Genomic DNA, 19,328 nt, shown 5'->3' with positions numbered 1-19,328 from the left:
CGGGAGACAAGTGGTATGCCAATCAATATTCTGATGCCTGCGCTTTCTCCGACTATGGAAGAAGGCAATCTGGCCAAGTGGCTGGTTAAAGAAGGTGACGCGATTTCTGCAGGCGATGTGATTGCAGAAATTGAAACCGATAAAGCGACCATGGAAGTGGAAGCTGTCGATGAAGGCACCATCGGTAAAATCGTGGTTGCTGAAGGTGCTGAAGGCGTGAAGGTGAATGCACCGATCGCGATCCTTCTGGAAGAGGGTGAAGACGCTTCTGCGATGGATGCAGCACCTGCTGCACCAGCCGCTGCTGCTGCCCCTCAGGCTCCTGCAGCACCTGCTGCTGAAGCGGCGCCGGCACCAGTTGCAGCTCCTGCACCTGCTGCTCCGGTTGCAGCTTCTGGTGAACGCGTGTTCTCATCCCCTCTGGCGCGCCGTCTGGCGAAACAGAATGGTCTGGACATTGCGCTGATCAACGGCACCGGCCCACATGGCCGCGTTGTGAAGCGTGACGTTGATGCGGCGATTGCTGCTGGCACTGGCAAGGCTGAGGCTGCTCCGAAAGCTGCGGATGCACCGAAGGCTGCTGAGGCTCCAAAAGCTGCGCTTGCGTCCGGTCCATCTGATGAACAGACCCTGAAGTTGTTTGATGAAGACAGCTACGAGCTGGTTCCTCACGATGGCATGCGTAAGATCATTGCCAAGCGTTTGACCGAATCCAAACAGACTGTTCCACACTTCTACCTGACGCTGGAGTGTGAACTGGATGCTCTGCTGGCTCTGCGTGCTCAGCTCAATGCGTCTGCACCGAAGGACGGCGACGGCAAGCCAGCTTACAAGCTGTCTGTCAACGACATGATCATCAAGGCGCATGCATTGGCACTGAAAGCAATTCCAGCTGCTAACGCATCTTACCTTGAGAGCGGCATGGTTATGCATAAGCATGCTGACGTTGGTGTTGCTGTTTCCATCGATGGTGGCCTGATCACTCCGATCATTCGCCGCGCTGAAGAGAAAACGCTTTCCACCATCTCTATCGAGATGAAAGATCTGGCAAAGCGTGCTCGTGAGCGCAAGCTGGCTCCAACCGAATTCCAGGGCGGAACAACCTCTGTTTCCAACCTTGGCATGTTCGGCATCAAGGAATTTGCAGCGGTGATCAATCCTCCGCACGCAACCATCCTTGCTGTTGGTGCTGGTCAGAAGCGTCCAGTTGTGAAGGGCGATGAAATCGTGCCTGCGACTGTGATGTCTGTGACCCTTTCCACTGACCACCGCGCGGTGGATGGTGCGCTGGGTGCAGAGCTTCTGCAGGCCTTCAAAGGCTACATCGAAAACCCGATGTCCATGCTGGTTTAATCAGGACTTACCGGCAGAAACAGGAGCCCCTGCTTTTCTGCCGGTAAATCCAAGTGGTAGGTGTGAGCAAATAGAGTGGAGTAAGCTGAAGACCGTTTGAGCAAGGAGACCGTATGATATGGTCAAAGTTGTCGATGGCTTCACGTTTTTCAACGAACTCGATACCCTGGAAATTCGTTTGGGCGAACTTTTCGATGTGGTGGATGAGTTCATTCTTGTAGAGGCCACCAAGACCTTTACCGGACACGAAAAGCCTCTCTATTTTGCTGATAACAAGTCGCGGTTTGCACCGTTTTTGAGCAAGATCCGGCATATCATTGTCGAGGACATGCCAGAGGCACCGCAGAACGCCTGGTCGAGGGAGTACCACCAACGCGATTGCATAGAACGCGGCCTTAAAGATCTTGCGGTGAAAGATCTGATCGTTGTTTCCGACGTGGATGAAATTCCAAAGCCGGAGGCGCTGCTCAGAGCGAAAAATGACCCCAGGAGCTGTAAAAGCCTGACATTCTTTGGCGCAGATATTTTCCGATACAGACTGAATTTCAAAGACGATGTCTCGGATTTTACCTCGTGCCCGCGAATGATCAGCGCGATGTTTTTCAAAGGTGCTCAGGCTTTGCGGCGTGAGCGAGCTTATCAAAGCAAAAGCCTCTCTCCTGTTCTCGAGGCTGCTTTGTGGCAATGGAAAGCTCTTACACGGCACAGCCGGCTTATGCGACGTCAACTGATCAGGTCTTCCAGCTGGCACTTCAGCTTTTTGGGGGACATGGACAAGGTGGTGACAAAACTTGAGGCTTACTCGCACACCGAACACATGAATGATGCCTATCTGGGCCGTGCGCAAAGAACGCTGGACCGTCTGGATGCGGGTGATGGCAGAGGAAAGCTGATCGCTAAGGACAGCGGAGAACTGCCCGACTACGTTTTGGAGAATTTTTCGAAGTTCTCCCACCTTTATGTGGAGCCTCAAGCTCCTTGATGCCGATTTGGCGAGGTTAAAGAGATGAGTGGCAACGCCTACGACGTGATTATCATTGGTTCTGGTCCTGGTGGCTATGTAACCGCAATCCGCTCCGCGCAGCTTGGTTTCAAGACCGCGATTGTCGAGCGTGAACATATGGGCGGTATCTGCCTGAACTGGGGCTGTATCCCAACCAAAGCGCTGCTGCGTTCTGCTGAGATCTACCATTACATGCAGCACGGCAAAGACTACGGTCTTTCTGCTGAAGGCGTGAGCTTTGACGCTTCTGCTGTTGTGAAGCGCTCCCGTGGTGTTTCCGGTCAGCTCAATGGCGGCATCGGCTTCCTGATGAAGAAGAACAAGGTCGACATCATCTGGGGTGAGGCTAAGCTCACCAAGCCGGGTGAGATCTCTGTTGGGCCTTCCTCCAAAGACGCTATGCAGCCACAGCACCCAACACCTAAGGGTGTGAAGGGCCACGGCACTTATTCCGCCAAGCACGTTATTGTTGCAACTGGTGCGAAGCCGCGCGTCATTCCGGGTCTTGAGCCTGACAAAGAAAACATCTGGACCTATTTCGAAGCGATGGTTCCAGAAAAAATGCCTAAATCCATTGTTGTGATGGGTTCCGGCGCGATCGGTATCGAGTTTGCATCTTTCTATAAGACAATGGGCGTTGACGTGACCGTTGTTGAAATGATGTCGACCATTATGCCGGTTGAAGATCCTGAAATCTCCGCGATTGCGAAAAAACAGATGGAGAAGCAGGGCATCAAGTTTGTGATGGAAGCGAAGGTTTCCAAGGTTGTTAAGGGTGGCGGTCAGGTGACTGCGACTGTTGAGACCAAAGACGGCAAGACGCAGGAAATCACCGCTGAGAAGCTGATCTCCGCTGTTGGCGTTGTTGGTAACATCGAGAACCTTGGCCTTGAAGCGCTTGGCATCAAGACAGGCCGCGGCTGCATCGCGACTGACGGCTTCAGCCGCACCAACGTTCCTGGCGTTTATGCGATTGGTGACGTTGCTGGTCCTCCAATGCTGGCGCACAAGGCTGAGCATGAAGGCGTGATCTGCATTGAGAAGATCTCCGGCCTTGATGTTCACCCGATGAAGAGCGAGCAGATTCCGGGTTGTACCTACTGTAACCCGCAGGTGGCTTCTGTCGGTCTGACTGAGCAGCGTGCGAAAGATGCTGGTTATGAGCTGCGCGTTGGCCGGTTCCCGTTCATGGGTAACGGTAAAGCGATTGCTCTTGGCGAGCCTGAAGGTCTGGTCAAGACGATCTTTGACAAGAAGACCGGTCAGCTGCTTGGTGCGCATATGGTTGGCGCAGAAGTGACCGAGCTCATTCAGGGCTTCGTTGTTGCCATGGGTCTTGAGACCACCGAAGAAGAGCTGATGCACACTGTCTTCCCGCATCCGACCCTTTCCGAAATGATGAAGGAAAGTGTGCTTGACGCCTACGGACGCGCTCTAAATATGTAAATCAATTCCCTCTCACTGGAATTTTACCAGTGAGAGGGACTTAATTTTTCCCGGGTACTCTTCTTATCAAAAAGGAGAAGAACCGTGGACTTTATGAAATCAATCATATGGCTGGTGACATCAGCCGTTTGTGCCGTTGTAGCTACTGTGCTGGTGATGGCTACAGTTGGCGGAGACTTCGCCGTGTTGATTATCGCCGGATTTCTCGGTGGTATTTCAGGGGTTTACCTGTTCGAATTTGCGGATGTGGAAGTTTCCCTGGGGAATGAATATCTCGACCAGGCGGTCGTTGCGATGGTTGGCGCCATTGCGTTTGCTCTGATTGCCTCACTGATTGGTGGGGATGCAATTGGCTTTGAATAGGCGTGGTCCTGAGGCGCGGAACTGACTGAACACCAGTGTCTGGCATTGAGAGATGCTTCATTTCCTGTTATGGACCACTAAACTTATAAGAGACAGTGACACTGACCCTTAAGGCAAGTGTGAAGCAAAGTCTCGGACCTGACGGAACTGATATGGTTACACTGGTAAATACACTCGATCCTAATCATAAAAGCCAAACGGCGTCTGCACTGCAGGAAAAAGAGCGTCCGCGCCATCCGGAAAAAGCACATCGCCCGGATAATCCTGTTCAGCGCAAGCCAAAATGGATCCGTGTTAAGGCGCCCACTTCTCCTGTCTACAAAGAGACCCACGAGCTGGTTCGCAAGAACAACCTCGTCACGGTTTGTGAAGAAGCTGGTTGCCCGAATATCGGTGAGTGCTGGTCCAAGAAGCATGCGAGCTTCATGATCCTGGGTGATACCTGTACCCGTGCCTGTGCGTTCTGTAACGTGCGCACCGGGATGCCGGGGCCAGTTGATCAAAATGAGCCTGAAAGCATTGGTAAAGCTGTTGCCTCCATGGAACTGCAGCACGTTGTTATCACCTCTGTGGACCGTGATGATCTTGATGATGGCGGTGCAACGCACTTTGCCAACGTGATTGCTGCGATCCGTAAAGCTTCTCCAAAAACAACTATTGAAGTGCTGACGCCTGATTTCCTTCGTAAGGAAGGCGCGGTTGAAATTGTTGTTGCGGCGAAACCTGACGTGTTCAATCACAACATGGAAACGGTTCCTTCCAACTATCTGAAGGTTCGTCCGGGCGCACGCTACTTCCACTCCATCCGCCTTTTGCAGCGCGTGAAGGAGATTGATCCTGAGATGTTCACCAAATCCGGCATCATGGTTGGTCTGGGTGAGGAGCGCAACGAAGTGCTTCAGCTGATGGATGATCTGCGTGTTGCTGATGTGGACTTCCTGACTGTTGGCCAGTACCTGCAGCCAACCAAGAAACACCATCCGGTGATGAACTTCCCAACCCCGGACGAGTTCAAAGCCTATGAGAAGATCGCTTACGCAAAAGGCTTCCTGAAGGTTTCCGCGAACCCGCTGACCCGCTCTTCCCACCACGCTGGCGAAGACTTTGCCGAGCTGAAAGCAGCCCGTAAGGCAAAACAAGGCAACTAAGCGCCGGTTCCACTCCACGAATTTTTAAGAGCGTCACACTGCACGGTGTGACGCTCTTTTGTTTGTGGGCAGCTTATTCCGCACAGGCTAATCGCCGGTATAGGCGGGGGGGCGGCGTTCTATCCAGGCGTTGAGGCCTTCGTGGATGTCGTTGGTGGGGACCATTTGGGCGAATTGGGCGGCTTCGATTTGGAGGCCTTCGGCGATGGTTGTGTTGAGGCCGCGGGTGACGGCGGTGAGGATGCGGGCGGCGGCGAGTGGGGAGTGGCGCAGGATGCGTTCTGCCAGAGCGAAGGCTTCCGGCAACAGGTCATCGTGCGGGACGACCTTGTTGATGAGACCAAGCTCACAGGCTCGGTCCGGACCGAACGGGTCTCCGGTGAGCAGCAGCTCCAGCGCGCGCTTGCGACCGGCGAGACGGGGCAGGCGCTGGGTGCCGCCGAAAGTGGGCGGAATGCCAATGTTGATCTCCGGTTTGGCAAAGACGGCACGGTCTGAGGCGATTGCCAGATGGGCGGCCTCGGTGATTTCGCAGCCGCCGCCAAAAGCAATGCCGTTGACGGCGATAATGATGGGCTTGGTGAAGTTTTCTATGCGGCTGGTCATGGCCTGGCCGCGGGCTACGAATTGTTTGACTGCAACATCTGTCCCCTTGGTGATGCTCTGGGAGAACTCATGAATGTCACCACCGGCGGAAAATGCGCGCTCTCCTGCGCCTGTGAGGATCACTGCGCTGATTTTCGGGTCATCTTCAATCCGGTCCAGGAGATCCAGAAGGCGGTCGTTGGTCTGGTAGTTCAGTGCGTTGAGCTTTTGCGGGCGGTTTAGGGTGAGCAGTGCAATGCGGTCTCTGACTTCAAACAGAACGAGCTTTTTCATGGTGTTTCCCTCATTTCAAGCTGGATTGACTCAAGGGTAGGAGTGCTGCACTCTTCAGTAAACTCACTGGTTAGTATACATGGCTCAGAAAACTCAGCGGACGACCCGCGATCGCATCTTAGATGCTGCAAACAAGTTGTTTTATGGTGAGGGCATTCGTGCTGTCAGTGTGGACGCTGTTGCCGAGAAGGCAGGGATCACCAAGAAGACGCTCTACTACCATTTCAAAAGCAAAGATGATTTGGTGACTGAGTACCTGATCTCCCGGGACCAACCCAATCTGGAAGCATTTGCGACGTGGTTTGATGAGGCGGAGGGGAGCGCTGCGGATAAGACGGCTGCAATTTTCCTGCGTGTTGCATCAAACGCCCGGCATCCGAAATGGAAGGGATGTGGCTTCATTCGCACAGCTGCCGAACTGGCGAATATGCCGGGGCATCCGGCTGTTGTGGTGGGGGCAAAGCACAAGAAGGCGTTTGAGGCTTGGCTGGCAGAGCGTTATACGCTTGCCGGACTGATGGAGCCTGAGGTTCTGGCACGCCGTGTGGTGTTGCTGATGGAGGGGGCATTTTCCAGCATGCTTATCCATCGTGATCCTGCTTATGCTGAGGAGGCTGCAGATACGGCAAAGTGCCTTGTTGAACTGCAAGGTAAGGCTTAGCTGGTTTTGGTGTGTGAGCGCCTCACCACGATGGGAGGCGCTTCTTTAGGAGCTCAGCTGGTTGCCAACGCTCTGGTGGTGCTCATGTTCTGCAGCCATGTGGTGATGTAGGACAGGCTTTCCTCCCAGTTGTCTTCCAGCATGATGTCGTGTCCAGCATGGGGCACGATTTTATGCGTTGCCTCATAGAGGGCAGAAGAGTGCAGGGAGCGGTTGAAGGGGATGATGGCGTCTTCGCTGGCTGTGAGCCACAGTTTGGGTGTTGTATCATCCAGCGGCGGAAACCATTGCGGCGGGCGATGTTGCAGGAGCACGACGTCGGATTCTGGCCCAAGCTGGCTCTGAATGTACTGGGCAACCGGGTTCGAGCGATCTGCAAGGAACCATTTTGCCACGGTTTTGGGGGATCTGAACTGGAACTTGTATCCCAAAAGAGGTGACAGCGCTGTTCCAAGCCAGTCGATGGACATGGCGTTTTTCAGGCAGTCTTGCATAACGTCAATGGCGGTCCATGACGCGACAAAAACGGCTGCTTTCAGCCCGCCGACATACTTGAGATACCACTGCACCAAAGCGCCGCCCATGCTGTGGCCGATCAAGACGGCGGGCTGGTCATAGCGGGTAACCTCTTCATGCACAAAGCGCAGGTAATAACCCAGTGTGGCTTCTGCTGTGGGGCGCTGTTCTGGTGAGTGACCGTGGCCGGGCAGGCTGATGGCGACACTCTCCCAGCCAGATTCTGCGAGTTTTTCCTGATAGTTCTTCCAGCACCATGCCCCATGCCACATGCCGTGGATGAAGATGAGCGGGGTTTTGTGCCGGGCTTGGTGGGGGATGTATCTGATGCGTTCAATCCCGCCTTCGACCACTGTGATTTGATGGTATTTGGCGGTTTCTTCGCGGCTGATGACCTGCACAGGACTATCGGTGAGAGTATTAGTGGTTTTAATGTAATCTTCTTCTCCGCCTTCTTTGGCGAGGTGGGAAATTTTAAAAGGACTAAGCATTGGGTTTGCTTTCAAAAAGAGCTAAGTATTAGCGCATAGTGTAGAATTGAGTTTTGAGTACTGACCAGAGTTTTGAGAATGAAACGGTTGCGTTAGATCGTCGCGGTATAATTGCGACTTGAAAATTTCTGATGCTTTTGGCTCACAGGGGCCTGCTTGATGAGAGAAAACCTGAAAATTTTCTTGGCAAATCAAAAAAGGTCGCTTAGAGCATCCTGAAGAATTTTTGAAAAACTAGAAGAAAAAGAACGCGAGCATATGCCGTCTTTCGAAAGCACACACCGGGTTCAGCACAGTGCTGATGATATGTTTGATCTGGTTGCAGATGTGGAGCAGTACCCCCAGTTTGTGCCTTTATGTCAAGCATTGCGTGTGCGCGGACGCCGGAAGATTGATGACCACCGTGAAATGATGGTGGCGGATATGACTGTGGCTTACAAAGTTTTCAAAGAGACATTTGCCAGTCGTGTGACCCTTGATCGTGAGGCGAGTAAAATTACGGTTGAGTATCTGGATGGCCCGTTTCGCCATCTGGAAAATGTCTGGTGCTTCGATCCGGTTTCCGAAAAGGAATGCGATGTGAGCTTCTATATCAATTATGAGTTCAAGAGCCGGACACTCGGCACCATGATGGGTGCCATGTTCGACCGCGCCTTCCGCAAATTCTCCAGCGCCTTTGAAGACCGCGCCGACAAAATCTACGGCACCTAAAAATCTGAAGACTGATGTCCGCTAAAATTAGGTGCACTTAGATAATCTGAATATATTCCATAATCATAAAGGTAATTCATATTCTTGTGTGGGCTATCGCAGGATCTCCAGGTGTTGCTTTAATCCTGCAGGGAAGAGGTCAACGCCGTTTGGGGTGAGTTCTTCGGGATCGAACCAGCGTGCGGTGATTTCCGTTCCGCTGTCTTCCAGAAATGTGATCGTTTCCTGTGTGGTGAAAGCATTTGGCGGGAACGTCACATTTGCGATGAACAGAATTTCATGGCCTGTGTGGCCTTCGTGTTCATAGATGTTTTCCATGACAACGGGATCGCCAGAGATGGTGACCTGGATGTTCAGTTCTTCTTTGAACTCTCTGACCAGAGCTGCCTTCCAATCTTCGCCAAACTCAACAGTGCCGCCAAGAGGGCGGACGCCTTTGAGGTTGCCTGCGTCATCATAGACTTCTGCTGCCAGCAGGCGATTGTTGCGCCAGTGCAGGCCGAGAGATTTCACCTTGATCGTTTGTGCTGGTCGCCAAATATGCATTTCGCCGCTGCTCCTTCATGCAAAATATTCATGTACAAAGAGCAGCCGAATAAGGTGCATTGGTGCTGATCAGTCGGTTGTTTTCAGGTCTTCCGGCATTTCTTTGGCTGAAAGACCTCGGAGAAATGGCTTAATTCTTGTCGCGATTGTTCAGGAACTGGCTCAGGCGGGAGCCTCTGTTCTCGTAGTTTTTGGTGATTTCGGCTTCAGCCTGCTCTGGGGTAAGGCCGTTGCGCATGACGAAGGTGCGTCGGATTGCCTGAAAGCGGTTGGTGAGTTCCTTGTCCGGATCACCATGCTCCATGGTCTTTTCAAGAGAAGCGTAAATGCCGACGTCTTTGAGGTTCAACTGTGTGGTTGGTTTGGTGCATAGAACCACCCAGCCATAGCCCTGGTTTACTTCAAGGCGGATCTTGTGGCCAAGCTGTTCTTCCCATTTTGTCCAGGCAACAGAGTAGGGGCGCACCCAGTAGGACTGGCCGCACAGGCGCAACTCCTTATAGCCACCGCGTGGCATTTTCTGCACTTCGTGAGAGCCGATGAACTCGTCATCGAACCCTCGTGAAATGAGGAATACATCTGATGCCGCATAAGCTGAGGTGCTTAAGCACATGCCCAAAAACAAACTAGCAATATATCTCATGGGTATACCGTGACATTCCGTTGTAAATTTAAAACAGATTTTATCTAAGTTTTCTTAGAATGTCATAAGGTAGTAGTGCCTACCCGGTACTCTTTTAACGAGAAGGTAAATTTCGATTAGCTAGATTCAATAAAATTTTCTAATAATTTTAATGCTTGTACCAGTGCCTGAAAGCGTATTCCCTCGCGTCCGGTGTTCTCGAAGAGGCATTGGACGTGCTTGGTTTCCTCTTGGTCAGCTGCAAAGCCAAAGTGGACAAGTCCGACAGGTTTGTCTTTGGTGCCACCGTCCGGTCCGGCGATGCCCGTAATGGAAACGGCCACGTTGGCATTGGAGCAAAACAGGGCGCCGCTTGCCATGGCTTTGGCAACTTCGCTGCTGACCGCACCGTAGCTCATGAGCAGGTCAACGGGGACGCCGATCATCTCATGCTTGGCTTCGTTGGAGTAAGTGACGAAGCCACGATCGAGCACAGCAGAAGAGCCGGGCACTTCTGTCAGCAGGCCTGCGAGCAGGCCGCCAGTGCAGCTTTCTGCTGTGGTGATCCTGATCTCTTTTTCAGCGTATCTGGAGACGAGAACGCGTGCTCTTTCCTTAAGGCTGAGGATGTCGGTCATGGTTCTCTCTCCCTTGTTTTGGTGGCTTCGTTTAATCTTCAAATGGAAGCCGGATGGTTGCGCAGGCTTGCGCAGCAATGCCTTCCTGGCGACCGGTGAAGCCCAGCTTTTCGGAGGTGGTTGCTTTCACAGCCACACGGCCAATGGGCAACTCGCAGATCTGTGCGATCTGTTTGCGCATTTCTTCCCGGTGTGGGCCGATTTTCGGAGCTTCACAGATCAGCGTTAAATCCAAGTGTGCGATCATGCCGCCGCGCTTGTGAACCCGGTCTATTGCGTATTTCAGGAACTGGTCAGAGGCCGCACCTTTCCACTGCATGTCAGAGGGTGGGAAGTGCGAGCCGATGTCGCCATCTGCCAATGCGCCGAAGATGGCATCCGTCAGGGCGTGCAGGCCAACGTCGGCATCGGAATGGCCTTTGAGTTTCTGGGTGTGCGGGATGGAAATGCCGCCGAGAATGACGGCATCACCGTCTTCAAATGCGTGCACGTCGTAGCCGGTTCCAACGCGAATGTCGCCAAGGTCTGCGAGTTGTTTCATAGCGATCTGTTCCTGTGCGTTCGTCATGTCTTTGAGTGTGGTGAGCTTGATGTTTTGCGGGTCGCCTGTCGTGATGGTGACAGGTTTGCCTTGCCATTCGATGAGTGCCGTATCATCGGTGAAGCTGTCGATGTTCTCATTGATCGCTTGCTGATGAGCTGCCCAAATGAGCGGATACGGGAAGGCTTGCGGTGTTTGTGCGGCCCACAGGTGGGTGCGATCGACGGTTTCCAGAACTTGCTGGTTTGCGTCTGCCCGCTTTAGCGTGTCTGCCACTGGCACAGCTGGTAGTGCTGCTTGTGCGCCGTTTTGCAGGGCCGTGATAGCATCTTCGATCACCGCTGGTGTGATGAAGGGGCGGGCGGCGTCGTGGATCAGAACGTAGTCCGGGGCGTGTTGTTCCAGTGCTTTCAAGCCGCATGCGACAGATGCCTGACGGGTGGCTCCACCCGTGACGGGCCTGATCAGGCGATTGTCAGTCAGTGAGCTTGCGGCCTCTTGATAGGTCTCGCCGTCTTCTGCGTGGATAACAGGCAGTACCAGATCCACTTGTGAGGAGGATAAAATCGCTTCCAGTGTTCTTTGCAGAACAGTCTTTCCGCCAAGGTCCCGGTATTGCTTCGGGCTGCTGTCATTTTGCGTGGACATGCGTGAACCGCGTCCGGCTGCAACTATGATGCATGCAATTTTTTCAGTGGACTGCAAAACTGGATCACCTGCTTTGAGTGTGAACTGCGTCCTCAGAGTGTGAGGTAGCGGCTCTTAGAAACTGTGTTGGTGAGGGTTTTGCTCGATTTAAGAGCGAAGCTCAACACTTCAATCTCTTCTCTTTAATATTCCCTTGCCTAAATTTTTAGTTTGGTTAGAATATGTGCAACTTCATATGCTGCTTATCAAATGTGCAACTGGGCTCTTTCAAGAAATATGCGTAATGCTGACGATAGGTAATATCCCTCTCAAAAACAAAGTTATTCTTGCGCCAATGTCCGGCGTTTCGGATTTGCCATTCCGTCGTATCGCTTTGCGCTATGGCGTGGGTTTGGTGGTGAGTGAAATGGTTGCCAGTGAAGCGCTGTGTACCGGGCATCCAGAATCGCTGATGCGGGCTGAAGGTGAGGGGATCGATCCTCACATCGTGCAGTTGGCAGGCAAAGATCCTCACTGGATGGGTGAGGGCGCGCGCATGGCTGAAAAAGCCGGTGCGGATGTGATCGACATCAACATGGGCTGTCCTGCCAAAAAGGTGACCTCTGGTTATTCCGGTTCTGCTCTTATGAAAGATCTGGACCACGCCATGACGCTGGTTGAGGCGACGCTGGAGGCTGTGTCTGTTCCGGTGACGTTGAAGATGCGCCTGGGCTGGGATGAGACTTCCATTAATGCGCCGGAGCTTGCCAAACGGGCGGTGGATGCAGGTGTGAAGATGATCACCGTGCATGGCCGTACGCGCTCGCAGTTTTACAAGGGCAAGGCGGACTGGCGGGCAATCCGGCAAGTGCGGGATGTTGTTCCGGATGTGCCGCTGGTGGCCAATGGTGATTGCTGCAAGTTTGAGGATGCCGACGAGATGTTGGCGCAGTCTGGCGCTGATCTGGTGATGGTTGGCCGTGGTGCTTATGGGCGCCCGTGGGTGCCGGGGCGGGTTGCACATTATCTGGAAACGGGTGAACGGCTTGCTGATCCGCATGGGGAAGAACTGGCCGCGCTTGTTGTGGAGCACTACGACGCCATGCTGGAGCAATACGGCTTTGAGATTGGCGTGCGGGCCTTCCGTAAGCATATGGGCTGGTATCTGGAAGCTGCGGGACGGCTTGATGATGCGCCGCAAGGATTTATGCGAGGGCTTATGACCAATCTGGATGCTGATCTGGTGCGGAACACCCTTTATGACTGGTTTGTTCAAGTCCCTATGAGGAGTGCTGCCTGATGTTGGAGACGGGAGGAGACACTCTGACAGAAGCCGAGGCTGTTTTGGGCAAAGGTGTGCCGGGACAGGCCGTTTTGGATTCTCTGCCGCACCCTGTTGTGGTGGTTGGAGGAGATGACAAGATCGTTGGGGCAAACAGTGCGGCGGAAGACTTTTTCCATGCCAGTTTGTCGATGTTGAAGCGCCGTGAGGTGTCCTGGTTTGTGCCGTTTGGCAGCCCGCTGCTGGGGTTGATTGCACAGGTGCGTGAGCGTGGCGGTGCGGTTAATGAGTATAAGGTGGACATTGGGACACCGCGCATTGGGCAGGAGAAACTGGTAGATATTCACGCTTCTCCTTTAAGTGATGCTCCGGGCGGCGTTGTGCTGCTGTTTCAGGAGCGCACCATGGCGGAGAAGCTGGATAAGCAGCTGACCAGCCGCGGTGCTGCGCGTACCGTGACGGGCCTTGCTGCCATGCTGGCTCATGAGATCAAAAACCCGCTTTCTGGTATTCGCGGTGCGGCTCAGTTGCTGGAGCAGTCAGCCAGTGAAGATGATCGCACGTTGACCCGTCTCATCATGGAGGAGACGGACCGGATCGTGAAGCTGGTGGACCGGATGGAAGTGTTTTCTGATGAGCGCCCGATTGATCGCGAGCCGGTGAATATTCACGTGGTGCTTGATCATGTGAAACGTGTTGCGGAAAATGGCTTTGCCTCCAAAGTGCGGATCGTCGAGGATTATGACCCCTCCCTGCCGCCCGTCTATGCCAACCGCGACCAGTTGGTGCAGATCTTTATCAATCTGATCAAAAACGCGAGCGAAGCGCTGAGCGGCGTGAACGAGCCGGAGATTGTTGTCTCCACGGCCTTCCGTCCCGGCGTGCGTTTGTCTGTGCCCGGCGTGCAGGAGCGTGTGAGCTTGCCGCTTGAGTTTTGTGTGCGCGACAACGGCTATGGTGTGCCGGAAGATCTGCGCCCGCATCTGTTTGACCCGTTTATTACGACAAAGACGAATGGCTCTGGCCTTGGGCTGGCGCTGGTTGCCAAGATCGTGGGTGATCATGGCGGCGTGGTGGAGTGCGAGAGCGGCAATCGGGGCACAACCTTCCGCATTCTGATGCCTGCCTTTACCGGGCCTGACGTACATTCTGGAATTGAGGACTAAGAGTATGCCGAGTGGAACCATTCTTGTTGCTGACGACGATTCTGCGATCCGTACCGTTCTCAATCAGGCTCTGTCTCGTGCAGGGTATACTGTTCGGCTGACGTCCAACGCCACCACGTTGTGGCGCTGGGTGAGTTCGGGCGAGGGGGATCTGGTGATCTCCGATGTGGTGATGCCGGATGAGAACGCGTTTGATGTGCTGCCGCGCATCCGCAAGCTGCGTCCGGAATTGCCTGTGATCATCATGAGTGCGCAAAACACCTTCATGACGGCGATTAAGGCTTCTGAGCAAGGGGCCTATGAGTATCTGCCCAAGCCGTTTGATCTGAAAGAGCTGACGGGTATTGTGGGCCGCGCGCTCGCTGAGCCTAAAGGGCGGCAGTTTGATATGAGCGGCGAGGGGAATGACAATATTCCACTTGTGGGCCGTTCTCCTGCCATGCAGGAAATCTACCGCGTGCTTGCCCGTTTGATGCAGACTGATCTGACCGTGATGATCAACGGTGAGAGCGGGACTGGTAAAGAGGTTGTTGCACGGGCGCTGCATGATTATGGCAAACGCCGGAATGGTCCGTTTGTTGCGGTCAATATGGCGGCGATCCCAAAGGATCTGATTGAATCTGAGCTGTTTGGGCATGAAAAGGGCTCGTTTACTGGCGCTCAGGCCCGCTCTTCTGGCCGGTTTGAGCAGGCCGATGGCGGGACGCTGCTGTTGGATGAAATCGGTGATATGCCGATGGAAGCGCAGACCCGTTTGCTGCGCGTGTTGCAGCAGGGCGAATATACCTCTGTGGGCGGTCGTACACCGATCCAGACCGATGTGCGCATTATTGCTGCGACCAACAAAGACCTGCGCCAGCTGATCAATCAGGGTCTGTTCCGTGAAGATTTGTACTTCCGCCTGAATGTTGTGCCAATCCGCCTTCCGCCTTTGCGGGAGCGGACTGAGGATATTCCTGATCTTGTGCGCCACTTCTTCTCTATCGCAGAGAGTGAAGGATTGCCTGCCAAGCAGATTGAGGTGGCAGCGCTTGATAAGCTGCGCCGTTATCGCTGGCCGGGCAACGTACGTGAGTTGGAAAACCTTGTGCGCCGTCTGGCAGCGCTCTATCCGCAAGATGACATAACCGCCAGCTTGATCGATCTGGAACTTTCTCAGCCTTCTACGGTTGTGAATGACATGGATGCGCCGTCTGTTCAGGATCTGGGTGGGTCTGTGGAGCGGTATCTGGGCGATTACTTCGGCGGGTTTGGCGAAGACCTGCCGCCTCCGGGCCTTTATCACCGTATCTTGCGTGAGGTGGAGTACCCTTTGATCAGTGCCGTGCTGGCAGCCACGCGCGGTAACCAGATCAAAGCTGCTGAACTTTTAGGTGTGAACCGCAACACGCTGCGCAAGAAAATCCGCGATCTGGACGTTCAGGTGATCCGTAGTTCCAGATAATCGATTTTTATCGAGTGAAGCTTTCAAAATGGCGCGATCTCTTGCGCCATTTTGCGTTTGATGGGGTGAGAATGCGTTTGAGTTGTGCACTGCATGCTTATTTTGACCTGTGGACTTTTCGGTTTTCCCCATCAAGAGTGTGACTAATAAAACCCATTGTCGCATTTTGGCAACAATTCGTGCTAATAGTCTGTTTCCAATATTAATAAAGTTATCGCAGGTGCGCAGGTTCGCGTTTCATGATTTTCAAGTCAAAAGCAGAAGAACATACCCCAAAGCTTGATGCGAAAGGCCGCAAGTCTCGCATGTTTGGCCTTTCCGTGGTGTTGCTGGCGCTGTGTTCCATTGGGGTTTCCTTTCTGGTGCTGATGGGCGTGACGCCTATCGTTCCTTCTGAAACGGTTGTTTACATTGCGCTTGGCTTTAACGGCGCACTGGTGTTCCTGCTTATCGGCTTGATCATCTTTGAGCTTGTGAAACTGTTGCAGGCGCGGCGCCGTGGGCGTGCTGCGGCCCGGCTGCATGTGCGCATTGTGACTATGTTCTCGCTGGTGGCTGCACTTCCTGCGTTTATTGTTGCTGTGGTGGCAACGATTACGCTGGATCAGGGGCTTGATCGCTGGTTTGAGACAAGAACGCGCAATATCATTACCAACGCCCAGTCGGTTGCGGCCGCTTATGTTCAGGAGCACGGAAACTCGCTGCGGTCCACGTTGATTGGTATGGCCAGTGATGTGGATCTGAACCGTAACTCTTATTTTTATGACCCCACTCGGTTTGACCGCTTTTTTGAGACCCAGACCTGGGTTCGCGGACTGCTGGGGGCTTATGTTTTAAAGAATGATGGCACCGTTGTGATGCGCGTGTTGCGCGATCCGAAGGTGGAGCCTTTGCTGCCGCCGCAAGTGGCGATGAACCAGGCTAAAGACGGGGCTCCGGTTCTTATTGCGCCGGGTGTTTCCAACCTTGTGGGCGGCGTGATTAAGCTGTCTGCTTTTGATGATCTTTATCTTTATGTGACCCGTGCGCTTGATCCTCGGGTGGTTGAATATCAGCGTCTGGCGGAAGCTGGTGTCAATGAATATGCGGAGCTGGAACAGCGACGCTTTGGTGTTCAGCTGGCGTTTGCCCTTGTTTACGTTGGTGTTGCGCTCGTTTTGTTGCTCTCCTCCATCTGGGTGGGCTTTGGGTTTGCCAACCAGCTTGTGCTGCCAATTCGTAATCTTATTGGTGCTGCAGATCAGGTTTCCAAAGGCAATTATTATGTTGAGGTTGAAGCTGCGAAAGCCAGTGGTGACCTTGAGAGCCTTGGTCGGACCTTCAACAATATGGCGGGTCAGCTGCGTGGGCAGCGGGACGCGCTATTGGCTGCAAATGACCAGATTGACCGACGTCGTCGCTTCAGCGAAGCCGTGCTGTCCGGGGTGTCCTCCGGCGTTATCGGGATTGATGATGAGGGCGATGTGACCATGGTCAATCGCTCGGCAACACGTCTTCTCAGTCAGGATGAAAACGAGCTTCTAGAAAAACCGATCTACGACAATCTTCCAGAGGTGCAAGAGGTTGTGTCGAAAGCGCTTGAAGAAAGCTCGAGTGGTTCGCAGGTGGCGCAGGTTGCCATTATGCGTAAGGGGCGTGAGCGCACTGTGAATGTGCGTGTGACGACTGAGGAAGCGACCCGTTCTGAGCATGGTTTTGTGGTGACGCTGGACGACATCACAGACCTTGTTGCAGCTCAACGTAACTCGGCCTGGGCGGATGTTGCCCGCCGTATTGCGCATGAAATTAAGAACCCGCTGACTCCGATCCAGCTTTCTGCAGAGCGTATCCGTCGCCGCTATGGCAAGCGTATTGAAGATGATGACCGTAAGGTGTTTGACCAATGCGTGGATACGATCATTCGTCAGGTGGGGGATATTGGCCGTATGGTTGATGAGTTCTCCTCGTTTGCACGTATGCCAAAACCAAAGATGGAAGAGGCTGATCTGCGCTCCGTGGTGCGCGAGTCCACCTTTATGGTGTCTGTTGCCAATTCTCAGGTTCATTTTGAAACCGATGTGCCGGATGAGGCTGTACGGGCAACATTTGACAGCCGTCTGGTTGGGCAGGCTGTTGGTAATGTGATCAAGAATGCGTCGGAAGCTGTTGAGGCTTATCTGGCGAGCGAAGAAAACCCGGAGCAGGGCTCTGTTCTGGTGAAACTTTATAGGGAAGGTCCGGTTCTCACGATTGATGTGATTGATAACGGGATTGGCCTTCCAACTGAGCACCGCACGCGGCTTTTGGAGCCGTATATGACGACCCGTGAAAAGGGCACCGGCCTTGGGCTCGCGATTGTGCGGAAAATTATGGAAGATCATGGGGGTGGAATTGAACTGCTGGATGCGCCATCTGTTGCCGAGGGCGGGCATGGTGCCATGGTTCGGCTGACTTTGCGCAGTTTTGATGTTCCTTCCTTCACTGAAAATGTAACGTAAGAATGGTGGTGATAAGCCGTGGCAAGTGACATTCTGATTGTTGATGATGAAGCAGATATTCGTGAGCTGATCGCCGGAATTTTAGAGGATGACGGCTATAATACCCGCACCGCTGGCAACAGTGATGCGGCGTTGGCTGCGATTGCGGACCGTCGTCCTTCTCTGATTATTCTTGATATCTGGCTCATGGGCAGCAAGCTTGACGGGCTTGAAGTGCTTGAGGTGATCAAGAAAGAAAACCCTGACCTACCTGTTGTGATCATTTCTGGTCACGGCAACGTGGAGACAGCGGTTTCTGCGATCAAAAAAGGCGCCTACGATTACATCGAGAAGCCGTTTAAGGCAGACAAGCTGGTTCTGATCACCGAGCGCGCGCTGGAAGCTTCTTCCATGAAGCGCGAGATCAAGGAACTGAAGCAGCGTGCTGGCGACGTTTCCAATCTGGTGGGCAGTTCGTCCTCCATTAACAACCTGCGCATGACGATTGAGCGTATTTGTCTGACCAACAGCCGCGTGATGATCACCGGGCCGTCTGGTTCTGGCAAGGAGACCGTTGCGCGGACGATCCATGAAGCGTCTCCTCGCTCCAAATCGCCGTTTGTGGTGCTTTCTGCTGCGAACATCACGCCGGAGCGGATGGAAGAGGAGCTCTTCGGCATTGAAGAGACTAACTCCACACCGCGCAAGGTGGGCGCGCTTGAAGAGGCGCATGGCGGGACCATCTATCTGGATGAGATTGCCGATATGCCGCTGGAGACGCAGAATAAAATTCTGCGTGTGCTGGTGGATCAGACCTTTACCCGTCTGGGTGGCCACAACAAAGTGAAAGTGGATGTGCGTCTCTTGTCTTCCAGTGGCTACAATCTGGAAAACAGGATTGCGGAAGGTTTGTTCCGTGAGGATCTCTATCACCGTCTGGCTGTTGTGCCGCTGCGAGTGCCTGCGCTTGAAGAGCGCCGTGAGGATATTCCTCAGCTGATCCATTTCTTCATGAAGCAGATTTCCAACTCCACCGGCCTGCCAATGCGCCGGATTGGTGAAGATGCGATGGCCGTGCTGCAAACGCATGACTGGCCGGGGAACCTGCGCCAGCTGCGCAATAATGTTGAACGTTTGATGATCCTGACACGGGCTGATTCAGAAGCTGTGATTACAGCGGATCTTCTGCCTGCTGAGGTGGCGTCGACTGTGCCAAGCATGCCGGGGTCTTCTGGCGGTGAAGAGCTGATGTCCTTGCCACTTCGTGAAGCGCGGGAACAGTTTGAACGTGAATATCTGCAAGCACAGGTTAAGCGTTTTGGCGGTAATATCTCGCGTACCTCTGAATATATTGGTATGGAACGGTCAGCATTGCACCGAAAGCTCAAGTCTCTTGGTCTCACCTGATCGGTGAGCTTTGAGGTGGAGCAAAGGA

The 19,328-nt window shown here is 53.5% G+C and carries 18 protein-coding genes; 12 read left to right on the top strand and 6 right to left on the bottom strand.

What is annotated here, in order from left to right; translation table 11 throughout:
- The first annotated feature begins 15 nt into the window (after nt 1–15).
- The 5 genes from PsAD5_RS01990 to lipA all read left to right on the top strand — a co-directional run bounded on the left by PsAD5_RS01990 (nt 16) and on the right by lipA (nt 5,313).
- Nucleotides 16–1,353: a pyruvate dehydrogenase complex dihydrolipoamide acetyltransferase gene (locus PsAD5_RS01990; RefSeq protein WP_063288849.1), complete on the top strand. Its 1,338-nt coding sequence runs from the start codon at nt 16–18 to the stop codon at nt 1,351–1,353.
- A 118-nt stretch (nt 1,354–1,471) separates the two neighbouring features.
- Nucleotides 1,472–2,335 carry an N-acetylglucosaminyltransferase gene (locus PsAD5_RS01985; protein ID WP_063290881.1) on the top strand — a complete coding sequence of 288 codons (864 nt, stop codon included), beginning with the start codon at nt 1,472–1,474 and terminating at the stop codon, nt 2,333–2,335.
- Between the two features lie 24 nt (nt 2,336–2,359).
- Nucleotides 2,360–3,802, top strand: coding sequence for a dihydrolipoyl dehydrogenase (gene lpdA / locus PsAD5_RS01980; RefSeq protein WP_063290880.1), 1,443 nt, complete (start codon nt 2,360–2,362; stop codon nt 3,800–3,802).
- Nucleotides 3,803–3,895: 93 nt separating this feature from the next.
- Entirely contained in the window at nt 3,896–4,165 is a 270-nt protein-coding gene (locus PsAD5_RS01975) for a hypothetical protein (RefSeq protein WP_244271761.1), read from the top strand.
- 152 nt (nt 4,166–4,317) lie between these two features.
- Nucleotides 4,318–5,313 carry a lipoyl synthase gene (gene lipA / locus PsAD5_RS01970; RefSeq protein WP_057466208.1) on the top strand — a complete coding sequence of 332 codons (996 nt, stop codon included), beginning with the start codon at nt 4,318–4,320 and terminating at the stop codon, nt 5,311–5,313.
- A gap of 87 nt (nt 5,314–5,400) precedes the next feature.
- Here the strand turns inward: lipA and PsAD5_RS01965 are convergent, their stop codons facing one another.
- The gene (locus PsAD5_RS01965; RefSeq protein ID WP_063290879.1) at nt 5,401–6,192 is read right to left on the bottom strand and encodes a crotonase/enoyl-CoA hydratase family protein; all 792 of its coding nucleotides are present in this window, start codon (nt 6,190–6,192) and stop codon (nt 5,401–5,403) included.
- A 79-nt stretch (nt 6,193–6,271) separates the two neighbouring features.
- On the opposite strand from PsAD5_RS01965, the gene PsAD5_RS01960 reads away from it, so the two are divergent.
- Nucleotides 6,272–6,853, top strand: coding sequence for a TetR/AcrR family transcriptional regulator (locus PsAD5_RS01960; RefSeq protein ID WP_063290878.1), 582 nt, complete (start codon nt 6,272–6,274; stop codon nt 6,851–6,853).
- A gap of 53 nt (nt 6,854–6,906) precedes the next feature.
- On the opposite strand, the gene PsAD5_RS01955 is transcribed toward PsAD5_RS01960, so the two are convergent.
- Nucleotides 6,907–7,860: an alpha/beta hydrolase gene (locus PsAD5_RS01955; protein ID WP_063290877.1), complete on the bottom strand. Its 954-nt coding sequence runs from the start codon at nt 7,858–7,860 to the stop codon at nt 6,907–6,909.
- A 258-nt stretch (nt 7,861–8,118) separates the two neighbouring features.
- Here PsAD5_RS01955 and PsAD5_RS01950 point away from each other — a divergent pair, with 258 nt between their 5' ends.
- Entirely contained in the window at nt 8,119–8,571 is a 453-nt protein-coding gene (locus PsAD5_RS01950) for a type II toxin-antitoxin system RatA family toxin (RefSeq protein ID WP_084404459.1), read from the top strand.
- A gap of 93 nt (nt 8,572–8,664) precedes the next feature.
- Here the strand turns inward: PsAD5_RS01950 and PsAD5_RS01945 are convergent, their stop codons facing one another.
- The 4 genes from PsAD5_RS01945 to PsAD5_RS01930 all read right to left on the bottom strand — a co-directional run bounded on the left by PsAD5_RS01945 (nt 8,665) and on the right by PsAD5_RS01930 (nt 11,623).
- Entirely contained in the window at nt 8,665–9,117 is a 453-nt protein-coding gene (locus PsAD5_RS01945; RefSeq protein ID WP_063290876.1) for an NUDIX hydrolase, read from the bottom strand.
- Nucleotides 9,118–9,247: 130 nt separating this feature from the next.
- The gene (locus PsAD5_RS01940; RefSeq protein WP_208981904.1) at nt 9,248–9,760 is read right to left on the bottom strand and encodes a hypothetical protein; all 513 of its coding nucleotides are present in this window, start codon (nt 9,758–9,760) and stop codon (nt 9,248–9,250) included.
- Nucleotides 9,761–9,876: 116 nt separating this feature from the next.
- Nucleotides 9,877–10,377 (bottom strand): CinA family protein, encoded by a 501-nt coding sequence (locus PsAD5_RS01935; RefSeq protein ID WP_063290874.1) that lies wholly within the window; start codon nt 10,375–10,377, stop codon nt 9,877–9,879.
- Between the two features lie 31 nt (nt 10,378–10,408).
- Nucleotides 10,409–11,623: a bifunctional 2-C-methyl-D-erythritol 4-phosphate cytidylyltransferase/2-C-methyl-D-erythritol 2,4-cyclodiphosphate synthase gene (locus PsAD5_RS01930; RefSeq protein ID WP_193778126.1), complete on the bottom strand. Its 1,215-nt coding sequence runs from the start codon at nt 11,621–11,623 to the stop codon at nt 10,409–10,411.
- Nucleotides 11,624–11,849: 226 nt separating this feature from the next.
- On the opposite strand from PsAD5_RS01930, the gene dusB reads away from it, so the two are divergent.
- The 5 genes from dusB to ntrX all read left to right on the top strand — a co-directional run bounded on the left by dusB (nt 11,850) and on the right by ntrX (nt 19,300).
- On the top strand, nt 11,850–12,845 hold the full coding sequence (dusB, locus tag PsAD5_RS01925; protein WP_063290873.1) for a tRNA dihydrouridine synthase DusB: 996 nt from the start codon (nt 11,850–11,852) through the stop codon (nt 12,843–12,845).
- Nucleotides 12,845–13,993: a two-component system sensor histidine kinase NtrB gene (locus tag PsAD5_RS01920; protein WP_208988452.1), complete on the top strand. Its 1,149-nt coding sequence runs from the start codon at nt 12,845–12,847 to the stop codon at nt 13,991–13,993. Before dusB ends, PsAD5_RS01920 begins: the two co-directional genes overlap by 1 nt.
- Nucleotides 13,994–13,997: 4 nt before the next feature.
- Nucleotides 13,998–15,437 (top strand): nitrogen regulation protein NR(I), encoded by a 1,440-nt coding sequence (gene ntrC / locus PsAD5_RS01915; protein ID WP_063290872.1) that lies wholly within the window; start codon nt 13,998–14,000, stop codon nt 15,435–15,437.
- Nucleotides 15,438–15,676: 239 nt separating this feature from the next.
- On the top strand, nt 15,677–17,914 hold the full coding sequence (locus PsAD5_RS01910) for a sensor histidine kinase NtrY-like (protein WP_063290871.1): 2,238 nt from the start codon (nt 15,677–15,679) through the stop codon (nt 17,912–17,914).
- A gap of 18 nt (nt 17,915–17,932) precedes the next feature.
- On the top strand, nt 17,933–19,300 hold the full coding sequence (ntrX, locus tag PsAD5_RS01905; protein ID WP_063290870.1) for a nitrogen assimilation response regulator NtrX: 1,368 nt from the start codon (nt 17,933–17,935) through the stop codon (nt 19,298–19,300).
- Nucleotides 19,301–19,328 lie beyond the last annotated feature (28 nt).

Origin of the sequence: Pseudovibrio sp. Ad5 (assembly GCF_001623095.1) — a bacterium.
Taxonomy (GTDB): Bacteria; Pseudomonadota; Alphaproteobacteria; order Rhizobiales; family Stappiaceae; genus Pseudovibrio.
This window is presented reverse-complemented; position numbering and strand designations above follow the sequence as displayed.